The 21,581-nt window shown below is 63.2% G+C and carries 27 protein-coding genes; 15 read left to right on the top strand and 12 right to left on the bottom strand.

From position 1 onward, the window contains the following. The first annotated feature begins 34 nt into the window (after positions 1 to 34). On the top strand, positions 35 to 433 hold the full coding sequence (locus tag ACMGT0_RS18140; protein WP_054064356.1) for a carboxymuconolactone decarboxylase family protein: 399 nt from the start codon (positions 35 to 37) through the stop codon (positions 431 to 433). Positions 434 to 463: 30 nt separating this feature from the next. After that, on the top strand, positions 464 to 895 hold the full coding sequence (locus tag ACMGT0_RS18135; RefSeq protein ID WP_416769145.1) for a VOC family protein: 432 nt from the start codon (positions 464 to 466) through the stop codon (positions 893 to 895). Positions 896 to 952: 57 nt separating this feature from the next. Here the strand turns inward: ACMGT0_RS18135 and ACMGT0_RS18130 are convergent, their stop codons facing one another. The 4 genes from ACMGT0_RS18130 to ACMGT0_RS18115 form a co-directional block, all read right to left on the bottom strand. Then, a complete protein-coding gene (locus tag ACMGT0_RS18130; RefSeq protein ID WP_273826252.1) occupies positions 953 to 1,711 on the bottom strand; it encodes a DJ-1/PfpI family protein in 759 nt (252 codons plus the stop codon). A gap of 133 nt (positions 1,712 to 1,844) precedes the next feature. Then, the gene (locus ACMGT0_RS18125; protein WP_416769143.1) at positions 1,845 to 3,023 is read right to left on the bottom strand and encodes an acetyl-CoA C-acetyltransferase; all 1,179 of its coding nucleotides are present in this window, start codon (positions 3,021 to 3,023) and stop codon (positions 1,845 to 1,847) included. A gap of 14 nt (positions 3,024 to 3,037) precedes the next feature. After that, positions 3,038 to 3,697 carry a CoA transferase subunit B gene (locus ACMGT0_RS18120; protein ID WP_017902124.1) on the bottom strand — a complete coding sequence of 220 codons (660 nt, stop codon included), beginning with the start codon at positions 3,695 to 3,697 and terminating at the stop codon, positions 3,038 to 3,040. A gap of 34 nt (positions 3,698 to 3,731) precedes the next feature. Continuing rightward, positions 3,732 to 4,430, bottom strand: a complete 699-nt coding sequence (locus ACMGT0_RS18115) for a CoA transferase subunit A (protein WP_026144891.1) — start codon at positions 4,428 to 4,430, stop codon at positions 3,732 to 3,734. Positions 4,431 to 4,573: 143 nt separating this feature from the next. On the opposite strand from ACMGT0_RS18115, the gene ACMGT0_RS18110 reads away from it, so the two are divergent. The 5 genes from ACMGT0_RS18110 to ACMGT0_RS18090 all read left to right on the top strand — a co-directional run bounded on the left by ACMGT0_RS18110 (position 4,574) and on the right by ACMGT0_RS18090 (position 8,402). Beyond that, the gene (locus ACMGT0_RS18110) at positions 4,574 to 5,476 is read left to right on the top strand and encodes a LysR family transcriptional regulator (protein WP_054060778.1); all 903 of its coding nucleotides are present in this window, start codon (positions 4,574 to 4,576) and stop codon (positions 5,474 to 5,476) included. 69 nt (positions 5,477 to 5,545) lie between these two features. Beyond that, positions 5,546 to 6,115, top strand: coding sequence for a DUF4174 domain-containing protein (locus ACMGT0_RS18105; RefSeq protein ID WP_054064354.1), 570 nt, complete (start codon positions 5,546 to 5,548; stop codon positions 6,113 to 6,115). A 43-nt stretch (positions 6,116 to 6,158) separates the two neighbouring features. Continuing rightward, on the top strand, positions 6,159 to 6,932 hold the full coding sequence (locus tag ACMGT0_RS18100) for a class I SAM-dependent methyltransferase (protein WP_054064353.1): 774 nt from the start codon (positions 6,159 to 6,161) through the stop codon (positions 6,930 to 6,932). Positions 6,933 to 7,007: 75 nt separating this feature from the next. Beyond that, positions 7,008 to 7,403 carry a GFA family protein gene (locus ACMGT0_RS18095; RefSeq protein ID WP_054059989.1) on the top strand — a complete coding sequence of 132 codons (396 nt, stop codon included), beginning with the start codon at positions 7,008 to 7,010 and terminating at the stop codon, positions 7,401 to 7,403. Between the two features lie 213 nt (positions 7,404 to 7,616). After that, positions 7,617 to 8,402 carry a sulfite exporter TauE/SafE family protein gene (locus ACMGT0_RS18090; protein WP_416769140.1) on the top strand — a complete coding sequence of 262 codons (786 nt, stop codon included), beginning with the start codon at positions 7,617 to 7,619 and terminating at the stop codon, positions 8,400 to 8,402. Here the strand turns inward: ACMGT0_RS18090 and ACMGT0_RS18085 are convergent, their stop codons facing one another. Continuing rightward, entirely contained in the window at positions 8,403 to 9,281 is an 879-nt protein-coding gene (locus tag ACMGT0_RS18085) for a LysR substrate-binding domain-containing protein (RefSeq protein WP_416769138.1), read from the bottom strand. A 138-nt stretch (positions 9,282 to 9,419) separates the two neighbouring features. On the opposite strand from ACMGT0_RS18085, the gene ACMGT0_RS18080 reads away from it, so the two are divergent. From ACMGT0_RS18080 to ACMGT0_RS18070, 3 genes are all read left to right on the top strand, one after another. Continuing rightward, positions 9,420 to 10,052 (top strand): DUF998 domain-containing protein, encoded by a 633-nt coding sequence (locus tag ACMGT0_RS18080; protein ID WP_054064351.1) that lies wholly within the window; start codon positions 9,420 to 9,422, stop codon positions 10,050 to 10,052. Next, entirely contained in the window at positions 10,049 to 10,342 is a 294-nt protein-coding gene (locus tag ACMGT0_RS18075) for a hypothetical protein (protein WP_054059985.1), read from the top strand. The genes ACMGT0_RS18080 and ACMGT0_RS18075 overlap by 4 nt, the downstream gene beginning before the upstream one ends. A gap of 79 nt (positions 10,343 to 10,421) precedes the next feature. Beyond that, a complete protein-coding gene (locus ACMGT0_RS18070; protein WP_054059984.1) occupies positions 10,422 to 10,988 on the top strand; it encodes a nucleotidyltransferase family protein in 567 nt (188 codons plus the stop codon). A 6-nt stretch (positions 10,989 to 10,994) separates the two neighbouring features. Here the strand turns inward: ACMGT0_RS18070 and ACMGT0_RS18065 are convergent, their stop codons facing one another. The 3 genes from ACMGT0_RS18065 to ACMGT0_RS18055 all read right to left on the bottom strand — a co-directional run bounded on the left by ACMGT0_RS18065 (position 10,995) and on the right by ACMGT0_RS18055 (position 14,287). Beyond that, positions 10,995 to 11,564: a hypothetical protein gene (locus tag ACMGT0_RS18065; protein WP_054059992.1), complete on the bottom strand. Its 570-nt coding sequence runs from the start codon at positions 11,562 to 11,564 to the stop codon at positions 10,995 to 10,997. Positions 11,565 to 12,378: 814 nt separating this feature from the next. Then, positions 12,379 to 12,948, bottom strand: coding sequence for a carboxymuconolactone decarboxylase family protein (locus tag ACMGT0_RS18060; RefSeq protein WP_273826257.1), 570 nt, complete (start codon positions 12,946 to 12,948; stop codon positions 12,379 to 12,381). Between the two features lie 10 nt (positions 12,949 to 12,958). Then, positions 12,959 to 14,287 carry an aspartate aminotransferase family protein gene (locus ACMGT0_RS18055; protein ID WP_416769135.1) on the bottom strand — a complete coding sequence of 443 codons (1,329 nt, stop codon included), beginning with the start codon at positions 14,285 to 14,287 and terminating at the stop codon, positions 12,959 to 12,961. A gap of 211 nt (positions 14,288 to 14,498) precedes the next feature. Here ACMGT0_RS18055 and glnH point away from each other — a divergent pair, with 211 nt between their 5' ends. The 5 genes from glnH to ACMGT0_RS18030 are packed head-to-tail and all read left to right on the top strand — an operon-like array spanning position 14,499 to position 18,616. Then, positions 14,499 to 15,242 carry a glutamine ABC transporter substrate-binding protein GlnH gene (gene glnH, locus ACMGT0_RS18050; protein ID WP_054059981.1) on the top strand — a complete coding sequence of 248 codons (744 nt, stop codon included), beginning with the start codon at positions 14,499 to 14,501 and terminating at the stop codon, positions 15,240 to 15,242. 31 nt (positions 15,243 to 15,273) lie between these two features. Continuing rightward, positions 15,274 to 15,930 (top strand): glutamine ABC transporter permease GlnP, encoded by a 657-nt coding sequence (gene glnP, locus ACMGT0_RS18045; protein WP_054059980.1) that lies wholly within the window; start codon positions 15,274 to 15,276, stop codon positions 15,928 to 15,930. Further along, positions 15,927 to 16,649 (top strand): glutamine ABC transporter ATP-binding protein GlnQ, encoded by a 723-nt coding sequence (gene glnQ, locus ACMGT0_RS18040; RefSeq protein WP_416769133.1) that lies wholly within the window; start codon positions 15,927 to 15,929, stop codon positions 16,647 to 16,649. Before glnP ends, glnQ begins: the two co-directional genes overlap by 4 nt. Positions 16,650 to 16,661: 12 nt before the next feature. After that, positions 16,662 to 17,699: a C45 family autoproteolytic acyltransferase/hydolase gene (locus tag ACMGT0_RS18035; RefSeq protein ID WP_416769131.1), complete on the top strand. Its 1,038-nt coding sequence runs from the start codon at positions 16,662 to 16,664 to the stop codon at positions 17,697 to 17,699. Between the two features lie 11 nt (positions 17,700 to 17,710). Continuing rightward, positions 17,711 to 18,616 (top strand): MurR/RpiR family transcriptional regulator, encoded by a 906-nt coding sequence (locus ACMGT0_RS18030; protein ID WP_054059977.1) that lies wholly within the window; start codon positions 17,711 to 17,713, stop codon positions 18,614 to 18,616. Positions 18,617 to 18,693: 77 nt separating this feature from the next. Here ACMGT0_RS18030 and ACMGT0_RS18025 read toward each other — a convergent pair whose 3' ends face one another. The 4 genes from ACMGT0_RS18025 to ACMGT0_RS18010 form a co-directional block, all read right to left on the bottom strand. Next, on the bottom strand, positions 18,694 to 19,164 hold the full coding sequence (locus tag ACMGT0_RS18025) for an arsenate reductase ArsC (RefSeq protein WP_054059976.1): 471 nt from the start codon (positions 19,162 to 19,164) through the stop codon (positions 18,694 to 18,696). A gap of 27 nt (positions 19,165 to 19,191) precedes the next feature. Next, positions 19,192 to 20,475 carry an arsenic transporter gene (locus ACMGT0_RS18020; RefSeq protein WP_416769129.1) on the bottom strand — a complete coding sequence of 428 codons (1,284 nt, stop codon included), beginning with the start codon at positions 20,473 to 20,475 and terminating at the stop codon, positions 19,192 to 19,194. 22 nt (positions 20,476 to 20,497) lie between these two features. Next, a complete protein-coding gene (locus ACMGT0_RS18015) occupies positions 20,498 to 20,845 on the bottom strand; it encodes a metalloregulator ArsR/SmtB family transcription factor (RefSeq protein ID WP_054059974.1) in 348 nt (115 codons plus the stop codon). Between the two features lie 221 nt (positions 20,846 to 21,066). Next, positions 21,067 to 21,522 carry a VOC family protein gene (locus tag ACMGT0_RS18010; RefSeq protein ID WP_054064343.1) on the bottom strand — a complete coding sequence of 152 codons (456 nt, stop codon included), beginning with the start codon at positions 21,520 to 21,522 and terminating at the stop codon, positions 21,067 to 21,069. Between the last annotated feature and the right edge of the window lie 59 nt (positions 21,523 to 21,581).

Below are 21,581 nucleotides of genomic sequence, written 5' to 3'. Positions count from 1 at the left end.
TGACGTGCTAATCCATTCATTGCGAGGAAGCTCCATGTCGTCCCAGCACCTGACCGAATACGAAGACGCCAGCCCCGAAGTACGCGCGGTTTACGATGACATCATGCAGACCCGCAAGGTCGAGCAGGTCAACAACTTCTGGAAGTGCCTGGCCGCGCATCCGCCGACCCTGCGCCGCACCTGGGACAGCCTCAAGGAGATCATGGCCCCCGGCGCCCTGGACCCGCTGACCAAGGAACTGATCTATGTCGCCGTCAGCGTCACCAACAACTGCCCGTACTGCATCGCCTCCCACACCGCGGCGGCGCGCAAGGCGGGGATGACCGACGCGATGTTCGGCGAACTGCAGGCGGTGGTCGGCATGGCCAACGAAACCAACCGGCTGGCCAACGGTTATCGCATTCCGCTGGACGACGCCTTCAGGCTCGACTGAGCGACCTGCCATTCATCAGGGAGGATTCCCATGTTCAGTCATATCCAGCTCGGCGCGCGGGACCTGCCGCGCATGATTGCCTTCTACGAAGCTGTACTGGCCGAACTCGGCCTGGTGCGCATGGCCGATGAGCAGGATGGCGGCCCGCCGGGCGCCGGCTGGCGGTTGCCGGGTTGGGCCTGGCCGCACTTTTTCGTGCAGGAGCCGTTCAACGGCCTGCCGGCGACCTGGGGCAACGGTGTGCAGGTGAGTTTCGCCGCACCGTCCCGGGCGGCGGTGCAGGCGGCCTGGGACCGTGCCCTGGCCCTGGGCGCAAGGGACGAGGGCGCACCGGGCCTGCGGCCCCACTATGCGGCCGATTACTACGGCGCCTACTGCCGCGACCCGGAAGGCAACAAGCTGTGCTTCGTGCACACGGTCGAGCTGGAGGTAATGCTCACCCGGCAGCCGGGCAGGGCTTGAGTGTCACGGTTGCCTGTAGCCGTTTCAACCTTGAACAGCCAGGGCGGTTAATTCGGCTCAGGCGTTGCGCGTTTCCTTGATCATCTTCAGCCATTCGGTGGCGAGGCGATGGCAGTCGCCGGGCCACCGCGCGGTCAGCAGGTTGCCGTCGCGGACGGTGAAGCCGCGTCCGGGTTTACTGGCCGAGTCACGCAGCAGCGCCGGTGGCCCGCTGATGAAGTCCCCGGGGCTGGCGAGCACGGTCTTGATCTCGGCTTCGACGGTCTGCGGGTAGGTGCGGTAGTAGCGACCGAGCCACGGCGCGGTAATCAGCCAGGCGGCCAATTCCATGGTCATCGACAGCAGGCCGGTGACCTTGCGTCCGTACAGCACCGAGCGGCCCGTGTCGGGATCGAGGGTACGGGCGAACAGCAGCGGGCCGTGGCAGACCGAGGCGATCGGTTTGCCGGTCTTGAAGAAGTGCAGGGCGATCCGTTTCGCCGCCTCGGAGTCCAGCAGGCTGCGCATGCCATCGGCGTGGCCGCCAGGGACCAGCAGGCCGTCGAATTGCGTTGGGTCGACATCGGCGTAGGCCAGGGGATGCTGGAAGTGCGGGTCGGCAAGCATAGCCCGATAGCTGTCCAGGTCGGGCTTGCGGGTCATCAGCAGCGGATTGAGTGGGCCGAAGCCGTGTTCCACCAGGCGCGGGTCGGCATGGGCGACGGTGCCTTCGGGGGTGGCGAAACGGATTTCGATGCCGGCACGCTGCAGATACTGCCAGGGCACGCTGCTTTCGGTGGGGTCGTAGTCGCAGTGGGGCAGCAGGACGAGAATCATGCGGGGGCTGGCCTCGACAGGCATGGAAACATGAGTCGAGGATAGCACTCGTTCTGCGGTGGCAGCCGGCTCCCAACAGAAGGATCGGTCATCCATTCCACAGGAGCCGGGCTTGCCCGCGAAGGGACCTTTTTTAACGCTCGATCGCCAGTGCCACGCCCTGGCCACCGCCGATGCACAGGGTCGCCAGGCCTTTTTTCGCATCACGCTTGATCATTTCGTGCAGCAGGGTCACCAGCACCCGGCAACCCGAGGCGCCGATCGGATGGCCCAATGCAATGGCGCCACCATTGACGTTGACCTTGCTGGCGTCCCAACCCAGTTCCTGGCCCACCGACAGCGACTGGGCGGCGAAGGCCTCGTTGGCTTCGATCAGGTCCAGTTGCTCCAGGCTCCAGCCGGCCTTTTCCAGGCAGCGCCTGGTCGCGCTGACCGGGCCGATGCCCATGATCGCCGGGTCGACACCCGCGTTGGCATAACCGGCGATCTTCGCCAGCACCGGCAGGCCCAGGGCCTCGGCCTTGGCGGCGCTCATCAGGATCACCGCGGCGGCGCCGTCGTTCAGCGACGAGGCGTTGCCCGCGGTCACCGTGCCGTCCTTCTTGAACGCCGGCTTGAGTTTGGCCAGCGCCTCGGCCGTGGTGCCGGCGCGTGGCTGTTCGTCGGTGGCGAATGCCAGCGGGTCGCCCTTGCGCTGGGGAATCAGGATCGGCGTGATCTCGTCGACGAAACGCCCGGCCTCGATGGCGGCCACGGCCTTCTGCTGCGAGGCGGCGGCGAAGGCATCCTGGGCTTCACGGCTGATGTCGTACTTGGCCACCAGGTTCTCGGCGGTGATGCCCATGTGGTAGTCGTTGAACGCGTCCCACAGCCCGTCGCTGATCATGGTGTCGATCATCTGGCTATGGCCCATGCGCAGGCCGGTGCGGGCACCGGGCAGCACGTAGTTGGACAGGCTCATGTTTTCCTGGCCTCCGGCGATGATCACCTCGGCATCGCCGCAGCGGATAGCCTGGGCGCCCAGGTGCAGGGCCTTGAGGCCCGAACCGCAGACCTTGTTCAGAGTCATGGCCGGCACGGCGTGGGGCAGGCCGGCCTTGATCGCGGCCTGGCGCGCCGGGTTCTGGCCGGCACCGGCGGTGAGCACCTGGCCCATGATCACTTCATCGACCTGCGCACCGTCCAGGCCGGTCTGGCTCAGCAACTGGCGGATCACCGCCGCACCGAGATCCACCGCGCTGACGTTGGCCAGCGCACCCTGGAAGCTGCCGATCGCCGTACGGGTGGCGGCAACAATCACTACGTCTTGCATCGCTTCATTCCTCATCAGGAAAACTGCATTTCAGGCACATGGTCGGGAACGATCAGTTTACCCGCGGTCTTGCTGACAATCTCTTCGACGCTGACGCCAGGAGCGCGTTCCTTGAGGACAAAAGCGCCATTTTCGATTTCCAGGTAGGCCAGGTCCGTCAGCACGCGCTTGATGCAATTGGCACCGGTCAGCGGCAGGCTGCATTTGGACAGCAGTTTCGATTCGCCATCCTTGGAGGCATGGGTCATGGTGACGATGATGTTCTCGGCTCCCGCCACCAGGTCCATGGCGCCGCCCATGCCCTTGACCAGCTTGCCGGGGATCATCCAGGAGGCGATGTTGCCCTGCACGTCGACCTCGAAGGCGCCGAGTACGGTCAGGTCGATGTGGCCGCCGCGGATCATCGCGAAGGATTCGGCGGAGGAGAAGATCGACGCGCCGATACGGGCGGTGACGGTCTGCTTGCCGGCGTTGATCATGTCGGCGTCGACCGCGTCTTCGGTGGGGAAGGCGCCCATGCCGAGCAGGCCGTTTTCCGATTGCAGCATGACTTCCATGCCGGCCGGGATGTAGTTGGCGACCAGGGTCGGGATGCCGATGCCGAGGTTGACGTAGAAGCCGTCCTGCAGCTCGCGGGCGACGCGCTGGGCCATTTGTTCGCGGGAAAGTGCCATGTTCTTGTTCTCCGTAAGTCGAGGGGGCCGGGGATTACTTGCGCACGGTGCGCTGTTCGATGCGCTTCTCGAACGTGCCGCAGATGATCCGGTCGACGTAGATGCCCGGGGTATGGATCTGCGCCGGGTCCAGTTCGCCCGGCTCGACGATTTCCTCGACTTCGACCACGGTGATCCGGCCGGCGGTGGCCGCCAGCGGGTTGAAGTTCTGTGCGGTATGGCGATAGATGACGTTGCCGAAATGGTCGGCTTTCCAGCCCTTGACGATGGCGAAGTCGCCGGTGATGGATTCTTCCATCAGGTACGGGCGGCCGTTGAATTCACGGGTTTCCTTGCCCTCGGCCACGGGGGTGCCGACGCCGGTGGCGGTGAAAAAGGCCGGAATGCCAGCCCCGCCGGCGCGCATCTTCTCGGCCAGGGTACCTTGCGGGGTCAGCACCACTTCGATTTCCCCGCTGAGCAGTTGCTTCTCGAACAGGGCGTTCTCGCCGACGTAGGAGGCCACCACCTTGCGGATCTGCCGGTCTTCGAGCAGCACGCCGAGGCCGAAACCATCGACGCCGCAGTTGTTGGAAACCACGGTGAGGTCGCGGGTGCCACGGCGCTTGATCTCGGCGATCAGGTTTTCCGGGATGCCACACAGGCCGAAGCCGCCGGAGAGTACGGTCATGCCGTCTTCGAGGCCGGCGAGGGCCTCCTCGTAGGACGCCACGCGTTTATCGAAACCTGCCATCTGCATGATCCTCTTTTGTTGTTCGTTGGCCTTCACGACCTTTGGACAGAGTGTTGCTCCGGGAAATATATTTGTTAAGTTGATTTTTAGGTTTGATTGATTGAGAAAAATCAATAAATGCCCGCTGCCATGAGAAAATTCCGATGACCGTCAAACAGCTTAGGGCGTTTCTCGCCGTTGCCCAGAGCCTGAGTTTCGCCGTGGCCGGTGAACGGCTGTTCCTCTCGCAATCGGCCCTGAGCCTGACCATCAAGGCGTTGGAGGAAGGGCTGGGCGGGCGCCTGTTCAGTCGCAACACCCGCAACGTCGCCCTGACTCCCGAGGGCGAGGCGCTGGTGCCGCTGGCCCGGCGCCTGATCGCCGACTGGGACAATGCCGAGGATGAATTACGCCAACGTTTCACCCTGCAGCGCGGCCGGGTGACCCTGGCGGCGATGCCGTCGTTCGCCGGCAACCTGCTGCCGCCGATCCTCAAGACCTTTCGCGCGCGCTACCCGCAGGTCAACGTGGCGGTGAACGATGTGATCAACGAGCAGGTACTGGAGATGGTCGGCGATCGCCAGGTGGAGTTGGGCGTGGCCTTCGAGCCGCTGCAGAACTCGTCGTTACGCTTTACGCCGCTGTACATCGATCGCTTCGTGGCCGTGGTGCCGGCGGATTCGCCGCTGGCCGACGCGGCCGAGATCGATTGGGACACCTTGCTGCGTGAGCCCTTCATCACCTTGCAGCGCCCGTCGAATGTGCGGGTGATGCTCGAGGAGCACCTGCATGCCCGGGGCATGACCTTGCCGGTGGAGTTCGAGAGCCATCAACTGGCGACGGTGGGGCGCATGGTCGCCAGTGGCCTGGGCGTGAGCGCGGTGCCGGCGCTGTGTGTCGGGCAGATGCGCGAGCTGGGTGCGCGTTGCCTCACCCTGCATGGGCCTGTGGTCGAGCGGGCCATCGGCGTGTTGACCAAACCGGGCCATGAGTTGTCCACGGCGGCCCAGGCGCTGTTCGATATCCTGTTGGAAGAAAGATCCCGTTACCTGAATTTTGAGAAATAACTCGGCCCTGTGTGGATCTTTTCCTACGATGCGCAATCATTACCCCATGAATATTCAAAGGAGGTGTGTATGTTCGTCCGGTCTTTGACCCTCGCCGCCCTGTCGATCTTCGCGTCCGGCCCGTTGCTGGCCGCCGATGTCGACTCTCCGTTGGCCCAGGACTTCGGAAAATCCCGCGCACTGGTGGTGATTGCACCGAGCACCGCGGACCCGACCCTGGTCGGGTTGAAGAAGGCCCTTGACGAGCCGGCCAACCGCAAGGCGTTCGACGAGCGTCAACTGGTGCTGTACGAAGTGGCCCAGACGGTGGGCAAGCGCGCCGACAAATACATGGAGCAGCCGACCACCATGGCGCTGATCCGTGGACTGAAGCTGGGCGTCACACCGGAAGGCAAGTCCACGGTGATTCTGGTGGGCAAGGACGGCCAGCAGAAGACCCTCGAGCATGACGGGCCGTTGCCGATCGCCGAGGTGTTCAAGGCGGTCGATGACTTGCCGGCTGCCGAGAAAGCTACCGTCGCGCCGACACCCGCGCCAGCCCCGGCCGCCGCCGAAGCCAAGCCGGAGAAGGGCGGCAAGCCCGGCAAGGCGGAAAAACCGGGCAAGGCGCCTGCCGCGCCCAAGGATCTGGATGACTGATTCGGGTAGTATCCTGCAGGATTGACCTACGGAGATCGCTGGTATGTCGGGTGTTCACCAGGCTGCACAAGTCGGCTTCAGCGCCGAAGCCAAGACCTACGCCCAGGGGCGCCCTGACTATCCCGCCGAGTTGCTGCCATGGTTGCGTGACACCCTGGGCGCCGTCCCCACTGCCCGGGTAATCGATCTGGGCGCCGGCACCGGCAAGTTCACCCGCCTGCTCAGTCAGACCGGGGCCATGGTGACCGCGGTCGAACCGGTGGAGGCCATGCGCGCCGAGCTGTTGGCGCGCCTGCCGCAGGTGCGCGCGCTGTCGGGCACCGCCGACGCCATGCCGCTGGACGCCGGCAGCGCGGATGCGCTGACCTGTGCCCAGGCCTTTCACTGGTTTGCCCATGAATCATCGCTGGCCGAGATCCATCGGGTACTCAGGCCCGGCGGTCGGTTGGGGCTGGTGTGGAACGTGCGCGACGAATCGGTGGACTGGGTGGCGCAGATCACCCGGATCATCACGCCCTACGAGGGTGACACGCCGCGTTTTCATACCGGTGCCTGGCGCTTGCCCTTCAACGACAGTCGCTACTTCTCGGCGCCGCAACTGAGCCGTTTCGAGTACAGCCATGTGGGGACGCCCCGGGAGGTGATCATCGATCGATTCCTGTCGGTCAGTTTCATCGCGGCGTTAGCGCCGGCGGAAAAGGCCGCTGTCGCCGATCAGCTTCAACAGCTGATTCAGACCCATCCGGCCTTGCGTGGCCAGGAAACCGTTGCCTTTCCCTATCGCACCGAGGCCTATTGCTGCGTGCGCCGGGATTGATGTCTCGCGCGACCTGACGCCTGCTGCGGCAGCGGTGTAGGATGCCCTCGAATCAGCCATGAGCCGGGAGCCGATATGAAGGGCAGTTGTGCGTGTGGAACGGTCACCTATGAAGTCGATGCGCTCGACATGCCGATCGGGCATTGCCATTGCCAGACCTGCCGCAAGACCCACGCGGCAGCGTTTGCCAGCACGGCCGGCGTCAAGCGTGAACACTTTCGCTGGAAGACGGGGCGGGACGCGCTGACGGCCTATGAGTCGTCACCTGGCAAGCTGCGGCATTTCTGTTCGCGTTGTGGCTCGCACCTGATGGCCGAGCGGCTGAACATGCCGGTGGTGATCGTGCGAGTGGCGACGTTGGACGAGGACCCGGGGGTGATCCCCGAGCAGCACATCTGGGTGTCCCATGATGTGCCGTGGTTGCGGTACGAAGGGCTGGTGCAGTATCCGCAGTGGCAGCCGGGGCGCTGATCACAGTACTGACCCCTTGCTGTTCGGGGTTTCCTCCCGGTTCCCCCTGGGGTTATGAGGTGTTCTCAAGGAGGCAAATCCCTCTGCTGAAACAGAAAAAGCATCAGCCCGATCATTGATATGGTTATAACGATAGATTTTATTTTTATAAACGGTCATAAGATTAACCGCTATGCTGCGCGCCTGTTTTGGTCGTCTCGCCAGGGTTTGCTAATGGATGTCGGTAATTTCGGTTTTGTCGTAGCAGGCTTGGTGGTCGGCTTTATCGTAGGGATGACGGGCGTCGGTGGCGGCTCGCTGATGACGCCGATTCTGTTGTGGTTCGGTATCAACCCGGCAACCGCCGTGGGTACGGACTTGCTCTATGCGGCCATCACCAAGTCCGGTGGCGTGCTGGTGCACAAGCGCAACGACAATATCGACTGGAAGATCACCGGCTGGCTGACCCTCGGTAGCGTGCCGGCAGTGTTGCTGACCCTGTGGTTTCTCAGCAGCCTGAACGAGGCGCCCGATGAACTGAACCGCATCATCAAGCAGGCGCTCGGCGTGGTGCTGTTGCTGACGGCGCTGGCGGTGCTGTTCAAGAAGACCTTGCTGAGGTTCGCCCACCAGCGCGGCGTCGACCACTCGCGAATCAGCGCGCCCAAGCTGAACGGCCTGACCGTGCTGACCGGCCTGGTCCTGGGCACCATGGTGGCGCTGACCTCCATCGGCGCCGGGGCCCTGGGCACGGTGGCGTTGTTCATCCTCTATCCGTTCCTGCCGACCCGGCGCCTGGTCGGCACCGAGATCGCCCATGCGGTGCCACTGACGCTGGTGGCGGGCCTGGGGCATGCGGGCATGGGCAACATGAACTGGGAACTGCTGGGCTTCCTGTTGATGGGCTCGTTGCCCGGGATCTACCTTGGCAGTCATCTGGCCGGACGGGTGGCCGACGGATTCCTGCGGCCGTTCCTGGCGTTGATGCTGTTCACCATCGGCTACAAGCTGGTGTTCTGATCACGCGGGAAGGTGACTGGCGCCTTCCTCGATCAGCCAGCGTTCGAACTTCTCCAGCGCCGGCGGGCGCTGCGCTGCAGGTCGGGTGACCAGCACATAACGTTCGCTCAACTGGGTGAACGTTGGCCATGGCGCACTGAGCCGGCCTTCCTTCAATTCCTGCTCGACATAAAGCCGCGGCACCAGGGCCATGCCGATGCCGGCCTTGGCCGCTTCAATCAGCAGCGCGTAGCGATCATAGGTAGGGCCTGCCGAAATGCCGGGCAGTTGCAGGTTGGCGAGCTGCGCGTAGCGGTCCCAACCGTAGGGGCTTTTATGCTTGTGCAGCAGCGGCATGTTGTGCGCCACGCTGTCGGCCAGGCGTGGATGGCAGACCGCGACCACGGGTTCCTCGAACAGCGACTGCACCTTCATCGACTGCCAGGTCGGGTGCTCGTAGTTGATGGCCGCATGCAGGTCGCTTTCCTCAAGAGAGAAAGGCTGCGTCCTTTCGCGCAGATTGACTTCGATGTCCGGGTGACGCTCCCGAAACCGCGCGAGCCTGGGGATCAGCCAGCGGCTGGCGAGGGTCGGGATCACGCCGATTTCCAGTGAGGTCATGCCTTGCGTGTCGCTCATCAACTGGCGGGTATGGCGTTCGATGTCGGCCAGCGCCGTGCGCATGCGTGCCGCATAGCTGGCGCCGGGAGCGGACAGTTCGACGCGGTTGCCCACGCGATGGAACAGCCTTACCCCGATGAAGTCCTCCAGCTTGGCGATCTGGCGGCTGATCGCACCTTCGCTCAGTGCCAGTTCCTGTGCGGCCTTGGCGAAGCTCTGGTGGCGAGCGGCGGCTTCCAGGGCGAGCAGCGCGGAGGTGCTCGGCAGGCGTCGAGTCATTGAGGGCCATCCATGGGGCGGGGGCGGCATCATGACGCATGCGCAAGCTGCCTTGCAAAAAAATCGGTAACGCATGAGAGGGCTGTTCCCTAGCATGGAGCGCGGACTGATCATTACAAGACAAGGGAGCGCCATACCGTGAAAACCACCGATCGTGCCTTGCTGGGATTGGGCGTACTGATTCCGTTCTGGCTGTTCCTGGGGGTTACCCTGACTGCGCTCGCCTATCCGGGCTACAGCCATCTGGAACTGGCCATGAGTCAATTGGGCGCCGAGGGGGCACCCACCCACAGCTTCTCGGCCTGGGTGAACAACTTCCCGTTGGGGCTGTGGTTCATGCTCTTTGCCTGGGGGCTGGCCAGACGTTTCAGGGACTCGCGGCTGGCGCTGCTCAGTGCGGCGCTGATCTTCGTGCATGGCCTGGCGAGCCTGGCCACCGGCTACTTCTCCTGTGACCAGGGCTGCGTGCCTGCCCAGCCATCGCTCTCGCAACAGATCCACAACCTGTCGGGGCTGGTGATGTTCGTTTCGCTGACGCTGGCGGCATTGTTCTGGGTGTTCCTCGGCAAGCGACTGCTGTCGTCATCCGGCTTCGGCGTGTTTTCGGCAATCTGTGTCATCCTGTCGATCGTTACCGTGGCGATGATGGCCAAGGCCTTCGCCGAGGGGCACCTGTTTGGCCTGTACCAGCGACTCAACTATGGGGTGTCGGTGATCTGGGTCGCAGTGCTGGCAGTATTGGCCTTGCGTGGAACAGCGAGAGCAGAATGAGTGATAGGCAGGGCAGCATCCAGGACAGGATCAAGGCGTTGGTGGCAGCCAGCGCAGTGGACGAGATCACCTACAAGTCGGAGTGGCTGGGCTACCTGCCTTTCGGGGCTTTCCACTGGATCGAGCATCAGGGCAAGGATGTTTCCAGCGATTTCCCCGCAGGGTGGACGCTTGAGGACCTGACGGGGCTTGAGCGTTGCGGGTTCCTGGAGGTGCTTGAAACTCACCAGGACCCGGAGGATGAATTCGATCGATGGATCAGGTATCGCGTTTGCGTGACACGCCCCTGAGCCAGGATGAACCCGTGTTCGGGGCCGCTGGGCACCAGCGCCACAGCACGGCGAGCAGCAGATCCCAGAGGACTCCCATATGACATTGACTGTCGAACGCCTGATCAGCCTGGCGATGCTCAATCCGGCCAACGCTCAAATCACCGCACGCCTGCCTTCGCTGGGCCTGAACCAGTGCATGCTCACCGCAGGCTGCCTGTTCCAGGCCGTGTGGAATCACCAGGCGAAACTGCCGGCAGACTGGGGGATAAAGGACTACGACGTTTTCTACTTTGATGAGGACCTGTCCTGGGAAGCCGAGGATGCGGTTATCCGCTCGGTCGAGCGACTGTTCCAGGATCTCGGGGTCAATATCGAGGTGAGGAACCAGGCCCGTGTCCATCTTTGGTACGAGGAGCGGTTTGGCCGCTCCTACTCCCAACTGCATTCGACCCGGGAGGGGATCGACCGCTACCTGATTGCCGGGACGTGCATCGGGTTGGATGTCGCCTCGGGGGAAGTCTATGCGCCGTATGGGCTGGCTGACGTGGAGCAGGGCATTCTGCGTATCAACCCCGAATACCCTGATCCGAACCTGTTCGAGCCCAAAGCAAGAAGCTATCAGGCTCGATGGCCCTGGTTGAGGATCATCCCGACCGGGTCGTAGCGATCCTCAACGCAGCTCGGTCACCAGGAAAAAGTGATGCCCGTAGGGCTGCACCGACGCATTATCCTGCCATTGCCTGTCGTTCCTGGGCTGGGTCAGTGGCTTGTCCGTTTCGTCATAGACGAGGGTATAGGCCACGTTCGTGCCGACATCGCCACCCGTTGAGCCCCAACTCCACTCATGGTACTTGGCCGACGACTGCGGCAGGCTGCGAATCGTTTCCAGGTAGACATGCCGCTTCAACTGAAAGCTCACCCAGCCGGCATCCACGCCATAGTGGTACGAGGCCGTCAGCAGGCCGACGGTAATGACGGGGGCTACGACGACTGACACCAGGCGTTTCCAGCGGCGCGTCCAGAGATTGGCCGCGAACCCTACGATGAAACTGCCGGATGCGACCAGCGCGGGTGCAGCGAGCAGGGGGATCAGGAGCAGCCAGAGCCCCAGGAGGCGGTCCAGTTCACTGCTGATGTAGAGAATCAGGCAGAACACCAGCCAGTCGCCGAGATGGCGTGCGGTGAAACGGTCGGCCTGGTCTTCTGCGGACGGTTTGATGCTGCTATCGAGAATGCTCAAGGCGTTTTGTCCTTCCATGACAACGCGAATTGACCCGGCTTCCTTTCGCGTACTGCTGTACCAGAAGGGGCGGGAATGACTTCAACTCGCAACGATCTCTCCTGAGATCGTCGATGACCGGGTTCCGTCCCTGGGAGACGGTATAGTCAATAGTGACTAGTCAGTCAAACCTTATTAAGTCTCGATGATCGGATGTTTGAACTGTTCGACAAGCCGGGGGCGAGTGTTTCCTGTTACTTGCAATGCTCAAGTTGTGTGAGGGCCTTTGCCGTAGAGCGAATCCAGGGTGGCACCGCGGCGGAGAGCTGTTGCTTCGCACACTTGTATTTTGGCAGTGACGGATTGGATAGAGTAAGAGCTATGGCCTTTTGATATTAATTTGCCTTCATTGTTTGATGGCAGTCATGCAACTAGCGTGAAACTGTGGCTGGCCCGTTCATGCTCGAAAAAACACCACTTCATATGAAAGCCTGTCCATTTGTCGGCTATGTCCCGGCGTAACTTGGCACGCGGGAAGAACATTGGACCCTTACTCGATATATCATTCGGTCTGAAGGTGAGGGTGCACTCAGGCAGCGGCACCGTTTGGGGCGACCTATCGCTATCTCAGGCAGTTCCTCGCACAACAACGAGCGCGGGGTCGCCTTTCCAGCAGAGGGCATCTGTGATGACGAAAGTGTGACGGTTGCACGGTGCCTGGAAGGCGGCTCCGTGCCGGGGAGCCGCCATGGGGATCAAGGGTTGCGGCGCTTCAGGAAACCCTCGATGACGCCGGCGAAACAAGTCGTGGAACCGCAATCAACAGGCGGGCACATCAGCCAAGCGACTCGTCAAACGGCAACGGCACGTTCGGGTCACGCCGGACTTCAAACACGTTGAGCGTCATCGCCACCAGCGTGTAGTAGCCATACACACCGATCAGTTCGACCAGTCCCGGCTCGCCGAACAGCGCCACGCCCTGTTCATAGAGGTCGGCTGGCACGCGCCGGGTCTCGTGGAGCGATTGGCCGATGTCGTAGACGCATTGTTCGTCTGCCGCCTCGAACAAGGGGGCCTGCTGTGCCCTCAAGGCATCGATGATCGCCCCGGACAAGCCGGCGGACCTGGCGATGGGCTCGTGGATCTGCCACTCGGCCTGGGAGCGCCACCAGGCGGCAGTGGTCAATATCGCCAGTTCGGTCAGGCGCAGCTCAAGGCGCGTGCCGTACCGGCAGAACGCTCCCAGGCGCTGGGCGTGATCGGCCAGCGCAGGGCTGTGGATCCACGCCAGGAACGGCCCGTCGAGGTTGCCACGCGGCCCCTTGAGGATGTCGGTGAGTACGCGCTGCTGATCTTCGCTCATGTTGCCGGCTGGCAACGGGGTCAGTCGGGATCTGATTTCCATGGGGGCTCAGTCAGAGTGCGTTGATGGCCACGTCGATGGCGCGGGCCAGCTTGTGGGCGATCTCGTCGATGTGGTGTTCATCGATGATGAACGGCGGTGCCAGCAGGATATGGTCGCCGTATTGGCCATCCACCGTGCCCCCCATCGGATAGCACATCAAACCTTCATTCATGGCGGCTTTCTTGAGGCGTGCGTGCAGCTTGAGTTCGGGGGCGAACGGGGTCTTGTCCTGCCGGTCGGCGACCAGTTCAAGGCCCTGGAACAGGCCGCGTCCGCGGATATCGCCGACATGGGCATGGTTGCCCAGCACTTCCATCAGGCGAGCCTGCAATGCATTGCCCCTGTCGATCACCCGATTGAGCAGGCCGCGCTGCTCGATGGCCTTCTGCACCGCCAGCGCCGCGGCGCATGCCGTAGCGTGGCCGATGTAGGTGTGCCCGTGCTGGAAGTAGCCGGAACCGTTCGCGATGGCGTCGCGTATCCGGGCACTGACCAGCGTCGCGCCAATCGGCTGGTAGCCGGCCCCCAGCCCCTTGGCGATGGTGATCAGATCGGCGCTGATACCTTCCTGCTCGGCGGCGAACAGTGAGCCGGTACGCCCCATGCCGCACATGACTTCGTCCAGGATCAGCAGCACGCCGTAGCGGTCGCACACCTGCCGGATCTGCCGGAAGTACCCGGGGACCGCCGTGACCGCACCCAGGGTGGCTCCCACCACCGGCTCGGCGACGAAGGCCATGACATTGTCCGGCCCCAGGCGGAGGATTTCCGCCTCCAGTTCGAGTGCAAGGCGAGTGGCAAACTGTTCGGCAGTTTCGCCGTTGCGCTGCTCGCGGTAGGCGTAGCAGGGGCTGACATGGCTGACGTCGATCAGCAGCGGCTCGAATTGGCGGCGACGCCACTCATTGCCGCCCGCCGCCAACGCGCCCAACGTGTTGCCGTGGTAGCTCTGGCGGCGCGCAATGACATGCCGGCGACTTGGCTGGCCGATTTCCACGAAGTACTGCCGGGCCAGCTTCAGTGCGGTCTCGATGGCTTCGGAGCCCCCCGAGACGAAGTACACCGACTCCAGGCCGGCCGGCGCGCGGGCCACCAGAAAATCCGCCAGCTCTTCCATCACCTCGGTGGTGAAGAATGAAGTATGCGCATAGGCCAATTGCCCGATCTGCTGCCTGACGGCCTCGATCACCTGCGGATCGCTATGGCCCAGGCACGAGACCGCTGCACCGCCACTCGCATCCAGATACCGGCGCCCAGTGCTGTCGATGAGGTACGGCCCGTCGCCCGCAACGGCGGTGGGATAGGTTTGGGTGAAGCTTCGGTGCAGTACGTGGCTCATGATTCCTCCAAAGTTCATGCAAATAATACTTGCATATGGCAATGAAGCAACGGATATTTGCATTGCAGCAAGTGCAGAGTCACTGCTCGCTGGAATCCCTGGCATGGACTCGCCACCTAAAAACAATCAGGGGCCCGCCCCATACGTACTGACTGCCGCTTTCCCTCGCACCGACATCGGTGATCGAGCCCCCTTTTGCAGAGGAAAGACGATGAAAAAATTCTTCAAGGTATCGCTCGCAGCTGTGGCCCTTGCCATCACCTGCACTTCCCAGGCCGCCGACAAGGAACTGTTGATCGCCACGGACACGGCGTTCGTGCCGTTCGAGTTCAAGCAGGGCAATGAGTATGTCGGCTTCGATATCGATCTCTGGGCGGCCATCGCCAAGGAGATGGGCGTCAAGTACAGCCTCAAGCCGATGGATTTCAACGGCATCATCCCGGCCCTGCAGACCCATAACGTGGACGCCGCCCTGGCGGGGATCACCATCAAGGAAGAGCGCAAGCAGGCCATCGACTTTTCCGACGGCTACTACGACAGCGGCTTTTTGCTGATGGTCAAGAGCGATAACGACAGCATCAAGGGCGAAGCGGACGTCGCCGGCAAGACCGTGGCGGTGAAGAGCGGCACCTCGGCGGCCGACTATGCCAAGGCCAACTTCAAGGCCAGGGAACTGCGCCAGTTCCCGAACATCGACAATGCGTACCTGGAACTGCGTACCGGTCGTGTCGATGCCGCCATGCACGACACGCCCAACGTGCTCTATTACATCAAGACGGCCGGCGAAGGGCAGGTCAAGGCGGTGGGCAGCCAGATGATGGCGCAGCAGTACGGTATCGGCTTCCCCAAGGGCAGCGAACTGCGCGAGCCGGTCAACGCGGCGCTGAAAAAGCTGCGTGAGGATGGCACCTACGCGCGCATCTACGAGAAATGGTTCGGCACCCAGCCGCAGTAATCCCTTCCGCTTTTCTTGAGAGTTTCCGGTTATGCATTTTCAATGGAGCGCCATCTGGGATGCGCTCCCCGTTTTGCTGGAAGGCGCCAAACTCACGCTCTGGATTTCCATCCTGGGCCTGATCGGCGGCGCCGTCATCGGCGTGATCGCGGGCTTTGCCCGCGCTTACGGCGGGTTCCTCAGCAGTCGGGTAGCGCTGGTTTTCATCGAACTGATCCGTGGCACCCCGATCATGGTGCAGGTGATGTTCATCTACTTTGCCTTGCCCCTGATGATTCCGGTGCGCATCGACCCGTTCAGTGCCGCCGTCACCACCATCATGCTCAACTCGGGGGCCTACATCGGCGAAATCACCCGGGGCGCGGTGCTGTCGATCAACAACGGGTTCCGTGAAGCCGGCCTGGCGCTGGGGTTGTCCCGCCGCGACACGCTGCGCTACGTCATCGCGCCGCTGGCATTTCGCCGGATGATTCCGGCGCTGGGCAACCAGTGGATCGTCAGCATCAAGGATACGTCCCTGTTCATCGTCATCGGCGTGGCCGAGCTGACCCGCCAGGGCCAGGAAGTGATCGCCGGCAACTTCCGGGCCATGGAGATCTGGTCCGCGGTCGCGGTGATCTACCTGGTCATTACCCTGGTGCTCAGCTACGTCCTGCGCCGTATGGAAGCGAGACTCAAAATCCTATGATCGAATTCAAGAACGTTTCCAAGCACTTCGGCAGTACCCAGGTACTGCACAACATCGACCTCACTATTGCCAGCGGCGAGGTGGTGGTCATTATCGGTCCGTCGGGTTCGGGCAAGTCCACCCTGTTGCGCTGCATCAACAAGCTTGAGGAAGTCACCGAGGGTGAGCTGATCGTCGATGGCCTGCGGGTCAACGACCCCAAGGTGGATGAGCGGCTCATCCGCCAGGAGGCGGGCATGGTGTTCCAGCAGTTTCACCTGTTCCCGCAAATGACCGCACTCGAAAACGTCGCCTTCGGGCCCATCCGGGTGAGGGGGGCGGGCAAGGCCGAGGCGCATGCACTGGGGCGTGAGCTGCTGGCCAAGGTGGGGCTGGCCGAGCGCGCCGACCATTACCCGTCGCAACTGTCCGGCGGCCAGCAACAGCGCGTGGCGATTGCCCGTGCCCTGGCGGTGAAACCGAAGATGATGCTGTTCGATGAGCCGACCTCGGCGCTGGATCCCGAACTGCGCCATGAAGTGCTGACGGTGATGAAGGCCCTGGCCGAAGAAGGCATGACCATGGTGATCGTGACCCATGAGGTCGACTTCGCGCGCAAGGTGGCGAGCCGGCTGATTTTCATCGACAAGGGGCGCATCGCCGAGGACGGCGCACCTGAAACGCTGATCGCCAACCCACCCAGCCCGCGCCTGCGGGAATTTCTCCAGCACGTGTCATAAGGTCGCCTAACCATGCTCGCTCAACTTCACATTGCCGGCAGCGCGTACGACCTGGGTTTGCGCCTGGGCGAATTCGGTCGCGAGGCCGTCAACACCCGGCTGCGGCCCTTGCCGCTGTGGCAACGGCTGGCTGCCTTGGCCGGTTCCGACAAGGCCCGGCAGATGCAGGCCCTGGTGCGTCGGCACTACCCGCGTTACTGGCAGGAAATCGAAGGCCTGGCCGCCGGGCTGCAACTGCCGGTGGACGAAGTCTTCCTGTGGAACTGCCGCGGTGACTTCGCGGGGCTGGCCAGCGTGGACGGCTGTACCACCGTCTACGGCCAGACGCCGCAGGGCACGCTGATTGCGCACAATGAAGACGGGCTGCCGCAACTGCGCAACGATTGCGCGATCGTGCATGCCCGGCCCGATGAAGGCGCGGCCTTCACCAGCTTCATCTACCCCGGTTCCATTCCCGGCCACACCTTTGCGGTGAATGAGCATGGCGTGGTCGCCACCGTCAACAACCTGCGGCCAACCGATATTCCCGCCGGCTTGCCCCGCCAGATCCTGGGACGCGCGTCGCTGGATGCCCGGTCCATCGACGAGGCGATTGCCGCCGTTGCCACCACGCCGAGGGCCGGGTCCTTTCACCATACCTTCGGCCAGGCGGGTTCGACGCGGGTGGTCAGTGTCGAGGCGAGCGCCGCCGCAACGGCTGTGGTCGAGGTGGTGCAACCCGGCGGGCATTCCAACCACATGGTCCACGGGGCCCTTGCCGGGGTCGGCCAGGTGGTGACCGGCAGCTCGGGGTCGCGCCAGCAGCGGGTGGAGCGCCTGCTGGCAGAGGCGCAGACGGGCTTCAATCCATCGCGGGCCCTTGAGCTGTTGCGGGATGAGGCGGACCCGGCCCTGCCCATCTATCGCTGTGCGCCCGATGACCCGGATGACGAAAACACCCTGGCCACCGCGGTCTTCACCCTGACCGCGAGCACTGTAGAATGGCGCGTTTATACCCACCGCTCGACGGAGCAGCCGGACGCAGCGGGTGTGGTTTCTGTTTCCAGATAACGGATGGCCGGATGAGCAAAGCAAGCGAGCAACTGCCCGAAACGGTCAGCGGTTTGAAAGAACTGTTGGCCGCCATCGAGCGACAAGAGGTGGACATAGCCCTGGGCAGCAGCTCGACCCGCGTGCTCACGTCGCTGATCGAATCCCCCCAGCGCGCTGCCGTCTCGTCCATCAGCGAATTGGCGGAGCAGCTGGGGGTCAACGCCTCCACGCTGTCCCGCCTGGCCCGGCGCCTGGGGTATTCGGGCTTCAGCAAGCTGCAGGACGTGTTCCGTCGCGAGCTGACCGAGGGCAAGAGCTTCTACAGTGACCAGGCTTCCCGGCTGGTGGTCGGCCACGATGATTCCGGCGCACTCAGCCAACTGGCCCGACTGGGTCGGCAGGAAAGCGCCAACATCGCCAGCATGGTCGAGCAGGTCGACCCCGAGACCTTCGGCCAGGTGGTCGCCCGGTTGAGCACGGCAAGGCGCGTGCGCATTCATGGCATGCGCCAGTTCAACTCCCTGGCGCTGTTCATGTCGTACGGCCTGGGGATGTTGCGTCCCGATGTCAGCACCCTGGACTCCAGCCGCCAGGGCGTGGCCGATGCCCTGGCGCAGATGGATGCCGGCGATGTACTGGTGGTTGCCAGCTGCTTCCCGTACACCCCGAGTGTGCTGGCCACGGCTGAAGTAGCCGCGCGACACGGCATCGACGTCATCGCGCTGACCGACTCCGCCAGTTCGCCGCTGGCGAAGTCGGCCCTGCACAGCTTCTACGTTCCCAACCACAGCCTGTTCTTCAGCAACAGCATGTGCGCCTTCATGCTGCTCGCCCAGGGGCTGCTGAGCGCGGTTGCCAGCTCCCTCGGGGAAGCCTCGGTCGAGGCGCTGAGGTATCGTGAGAAACTGATTTCCGAGCTCAACGCTTCCTTGTAGTGCGTGTGGCGGCAGACAGGCATCGACGAACGGCGAAGGGGCGAGAGGCGCCGTGGGGCGATATCCACTGCTCCGACCTAGAGTGTGCCGATACGATCCAGTTCGCGTTTGAGCCCTTCGTGATCAAGCGTGGCGAAGGGCAATGCGAAAAAGGCACTGCAGCGTTTCCTGATGCGCGCCAGCGTGGCGTGGAAGGCGGCATCGATCGACGCCTCGTCGCCCACCACCTCCGAGGGATCCTCCAGCCCCCAGTGGGATTTCAGCGCGGGGCCGAAATACACCGGACAGGTTTCGCCGGCGGCCTTGTCGCAGACGGTGATGACGATGTCCGGCGGGTTGTCCTCGAAGGCCTCGTTACCCTTGCTGCTCAGGCCTGCTATGGAAATGCCGGCCTGCTGCAGGGTGCCGAGGCTGCGCGGCAGCACTTGCCCCTTGGGGAAGCTGCCGGCGCTCACGGCCTCGAAGCCTGACGGGGCCAGGTGGTTGAACAGGGCTTCGCAAAGAATGCTGCGGCAGCTGTTGGCCGTGCACATGAACAGGACTCGCATGGAGGGTTCCTCGCTTCGGGGTGGACTTCAGAGGCTCAGGCGCAGGGCCAGGGCTGAAAGGGTGATCAGCAGGACGGGCAAGGTCAGGAGAACGCCGACCCTGAAGTAGTAGCCCCAGGTGATGCGCACGCCCTTGCGCTCCAGCACGTGCAGCCAGAGCAGCGTGGCGAGGCTGCCGATGGGCGTGAGCTTGGGGCCGAGGTCGCAACCGATGACGTTGGCGTAGATCATCGCCTCGCGCACCAGCCCATCGGCAGCGCTGGCCTGGATCGACAGGGCGCCGACCAGTACGCTGGGCATGTTGTTCATCACCGACGACAGCAGCGCCGAGAGCAGCCCGGTGCCGAGGGCGGCGCTCCACAAGCCGTGCTCGGCAAGCCGGTCGAGCAGATGAGTGAGCAGGTCCGTGAGGCCGGCATTCTTCAGGCCATAGACCACCAGGTACATGCCAAGGGAAAAGATCACCACCTGCCACGGGGCCTCGCGCAGCACACGGCGGGTAGAAATGCGCTGGCCGCGGGCCGCCACGGCGAACAGGCAGGCTGCACAGGCGGCCGCCACGCCGCTGATCGGGATGCCCAGGGGTTCCAGGGCAAACAGGCCGCCCAACAGGACCAGCAGTGTCCACCCGCCAACGATGAAGGTCGCGCGGTCACGGATGGCCGTCTTCGGTTCCTGAAGGGCTTCGAGTGCGTACTGCTTCGGAAGATCGCGACGGAAAAACACGAACAGCACCAGCAGGGTGGCGGCCACGCTGGCTAGGTTTACCGGAACCATCACCGAAGCGTACTCGGCGAAGCCCAGCCTGAAGTAGTCGGCCGAGACGATGTTCACCAGGTTGGAAACCACCAGCGGCAGGCTCGCGGTGTCGGCAATGAAGCCGGCAGCCATGACGAAGGCCAGGGTCGCGGCTGGCGGGAAGCGCAGGGCGAGCAGCATCGACATGACGATCGGCGTGAGAATCAGTGCGGCCCCGTCGTTGGCGAACAATGCCGAAACGGCAGCGCCGAGCAGCACGCAGAAGGCAAACAGGCAATGACCGCTGCCGTTTGCCCAGCGGGCCACGTGCAGGGCGGCCCACTCGAAGAAGCCGGCTTCGTCCAGCAGCAGGCTGATGACGATCACGGCGATGAAGGTGGCCGTGGCGTTCCACACGATCGACCAGACGGTGGGAATGTCGTGCAGCGACACGGCGCCGGTAGCCAGTGCGATGCTCGCACCGAGCGCGGCGCTCCAGCCGACGCCCAGGCCCTTGGGCTGCCAGATGACCAGAATGAGGGTGAAGATGAAGACGGCAGTGGCGACCAGCATGAAAGACTCGCTCGGTGGGTTGTCAGCAGCAGGAGGTGGCGCGCACGGGGCGGTCGTCCATGTTCTGCAGGCGTGCGGCATTGTCCTGCAGCCACGTGGCGTTGGCCTGCAACGTCACGTGCAGCATCTCGTGGACCCAGGCGGGCAGTTCCGGGTTGAGCCGGTAATACACCCACTGGCCCTGCCGGCGATCGAGCAGCAGGCCGCTGCTGCGCAGTTGCGCCAGATGGCGGCTGATTTTCGGCTGGCTGTCATCCAGGGCGCACATCAGCTCGCAGACACACAGTTCGCCCAGCTTGGCGATCAGCAGGGTGGCGCGGGCGCGTGTCTCGTCGGCCAGGTTCTTGAAGACCTCGGGGGGAGTGATCACGGGAGCTACCTTGTATATATGGATAATCGAATATACGGATATCCATATTTAAAAGGCAAGCCCGATCGACGTTATTTCGCTGGTCCCGCAAGCGCTTGCCTGAGCCCGCGGCCATCGTGGTGGAACAGGCGACCGGGGCTCCGCAAGTGGCCACAAGCGTGCAGGCGAGCAAATGGTATCGCTTTGGCTTCTAGGCCGCCGCCTGAATCACACGGGGCATCTCAGGCAAACGCTTTCTCGAGAAAGGCCCCGAGCGTCTTCTCTTCCAGAATCTCGATGGAAAAGTGCCCGAAACGCTTGGGCAACCAGATGATGCGCGTTCCGGAGGGTGACTGCAGATCCTCGCGGGTCAGGGGATTGCCGTTCTCGTCTTCCGGCTGGACCCCGCAGGCGATCAGTTCGTCGTAGGCCTTTTCGATATCCGGCGTGGTGTAGCAGTGGCGATAGATCATGCCTTCGCCCACGGTATCGAGGAGCTGCTTCAGGTTGCCGGCCAGCGGCTCCACCAGCATGAAGCGTTCCTGCCCGATCAGCGCAACGGCGTAGCGCACATGCAGGCCGCCGCGGTCCCAGACCTGTGTCGTCGAGATCCTGGCCTGGAGTATCCGGGCGTAGTAGTGACAGGCCGCTTCCAGGTCAGCGACCAGTACGTCCACGTGGCTGAACTTCAAATCCATCGCCTACCTCCTTTTGATCGAGCCGGCAGAGTAAACCGGCCGGTTTGTCGTTGTCGCGC

It is taken from the genome of Pseudomonas sp. RHF3.3-3, assembly GCF_048069595.1.
GTDB lineage: Bacteria > Pseudomonadota > Gammaproteobacteria > Pseudomonadales > Pseudomonadaceae > Aquipseudomonas > Aquipseudomonas fuscovaginae_B.
Note: the sequence above shows the minus strand (reverse complement) of the source record. Positions and strands in the feature narration are given on the sequence as shown.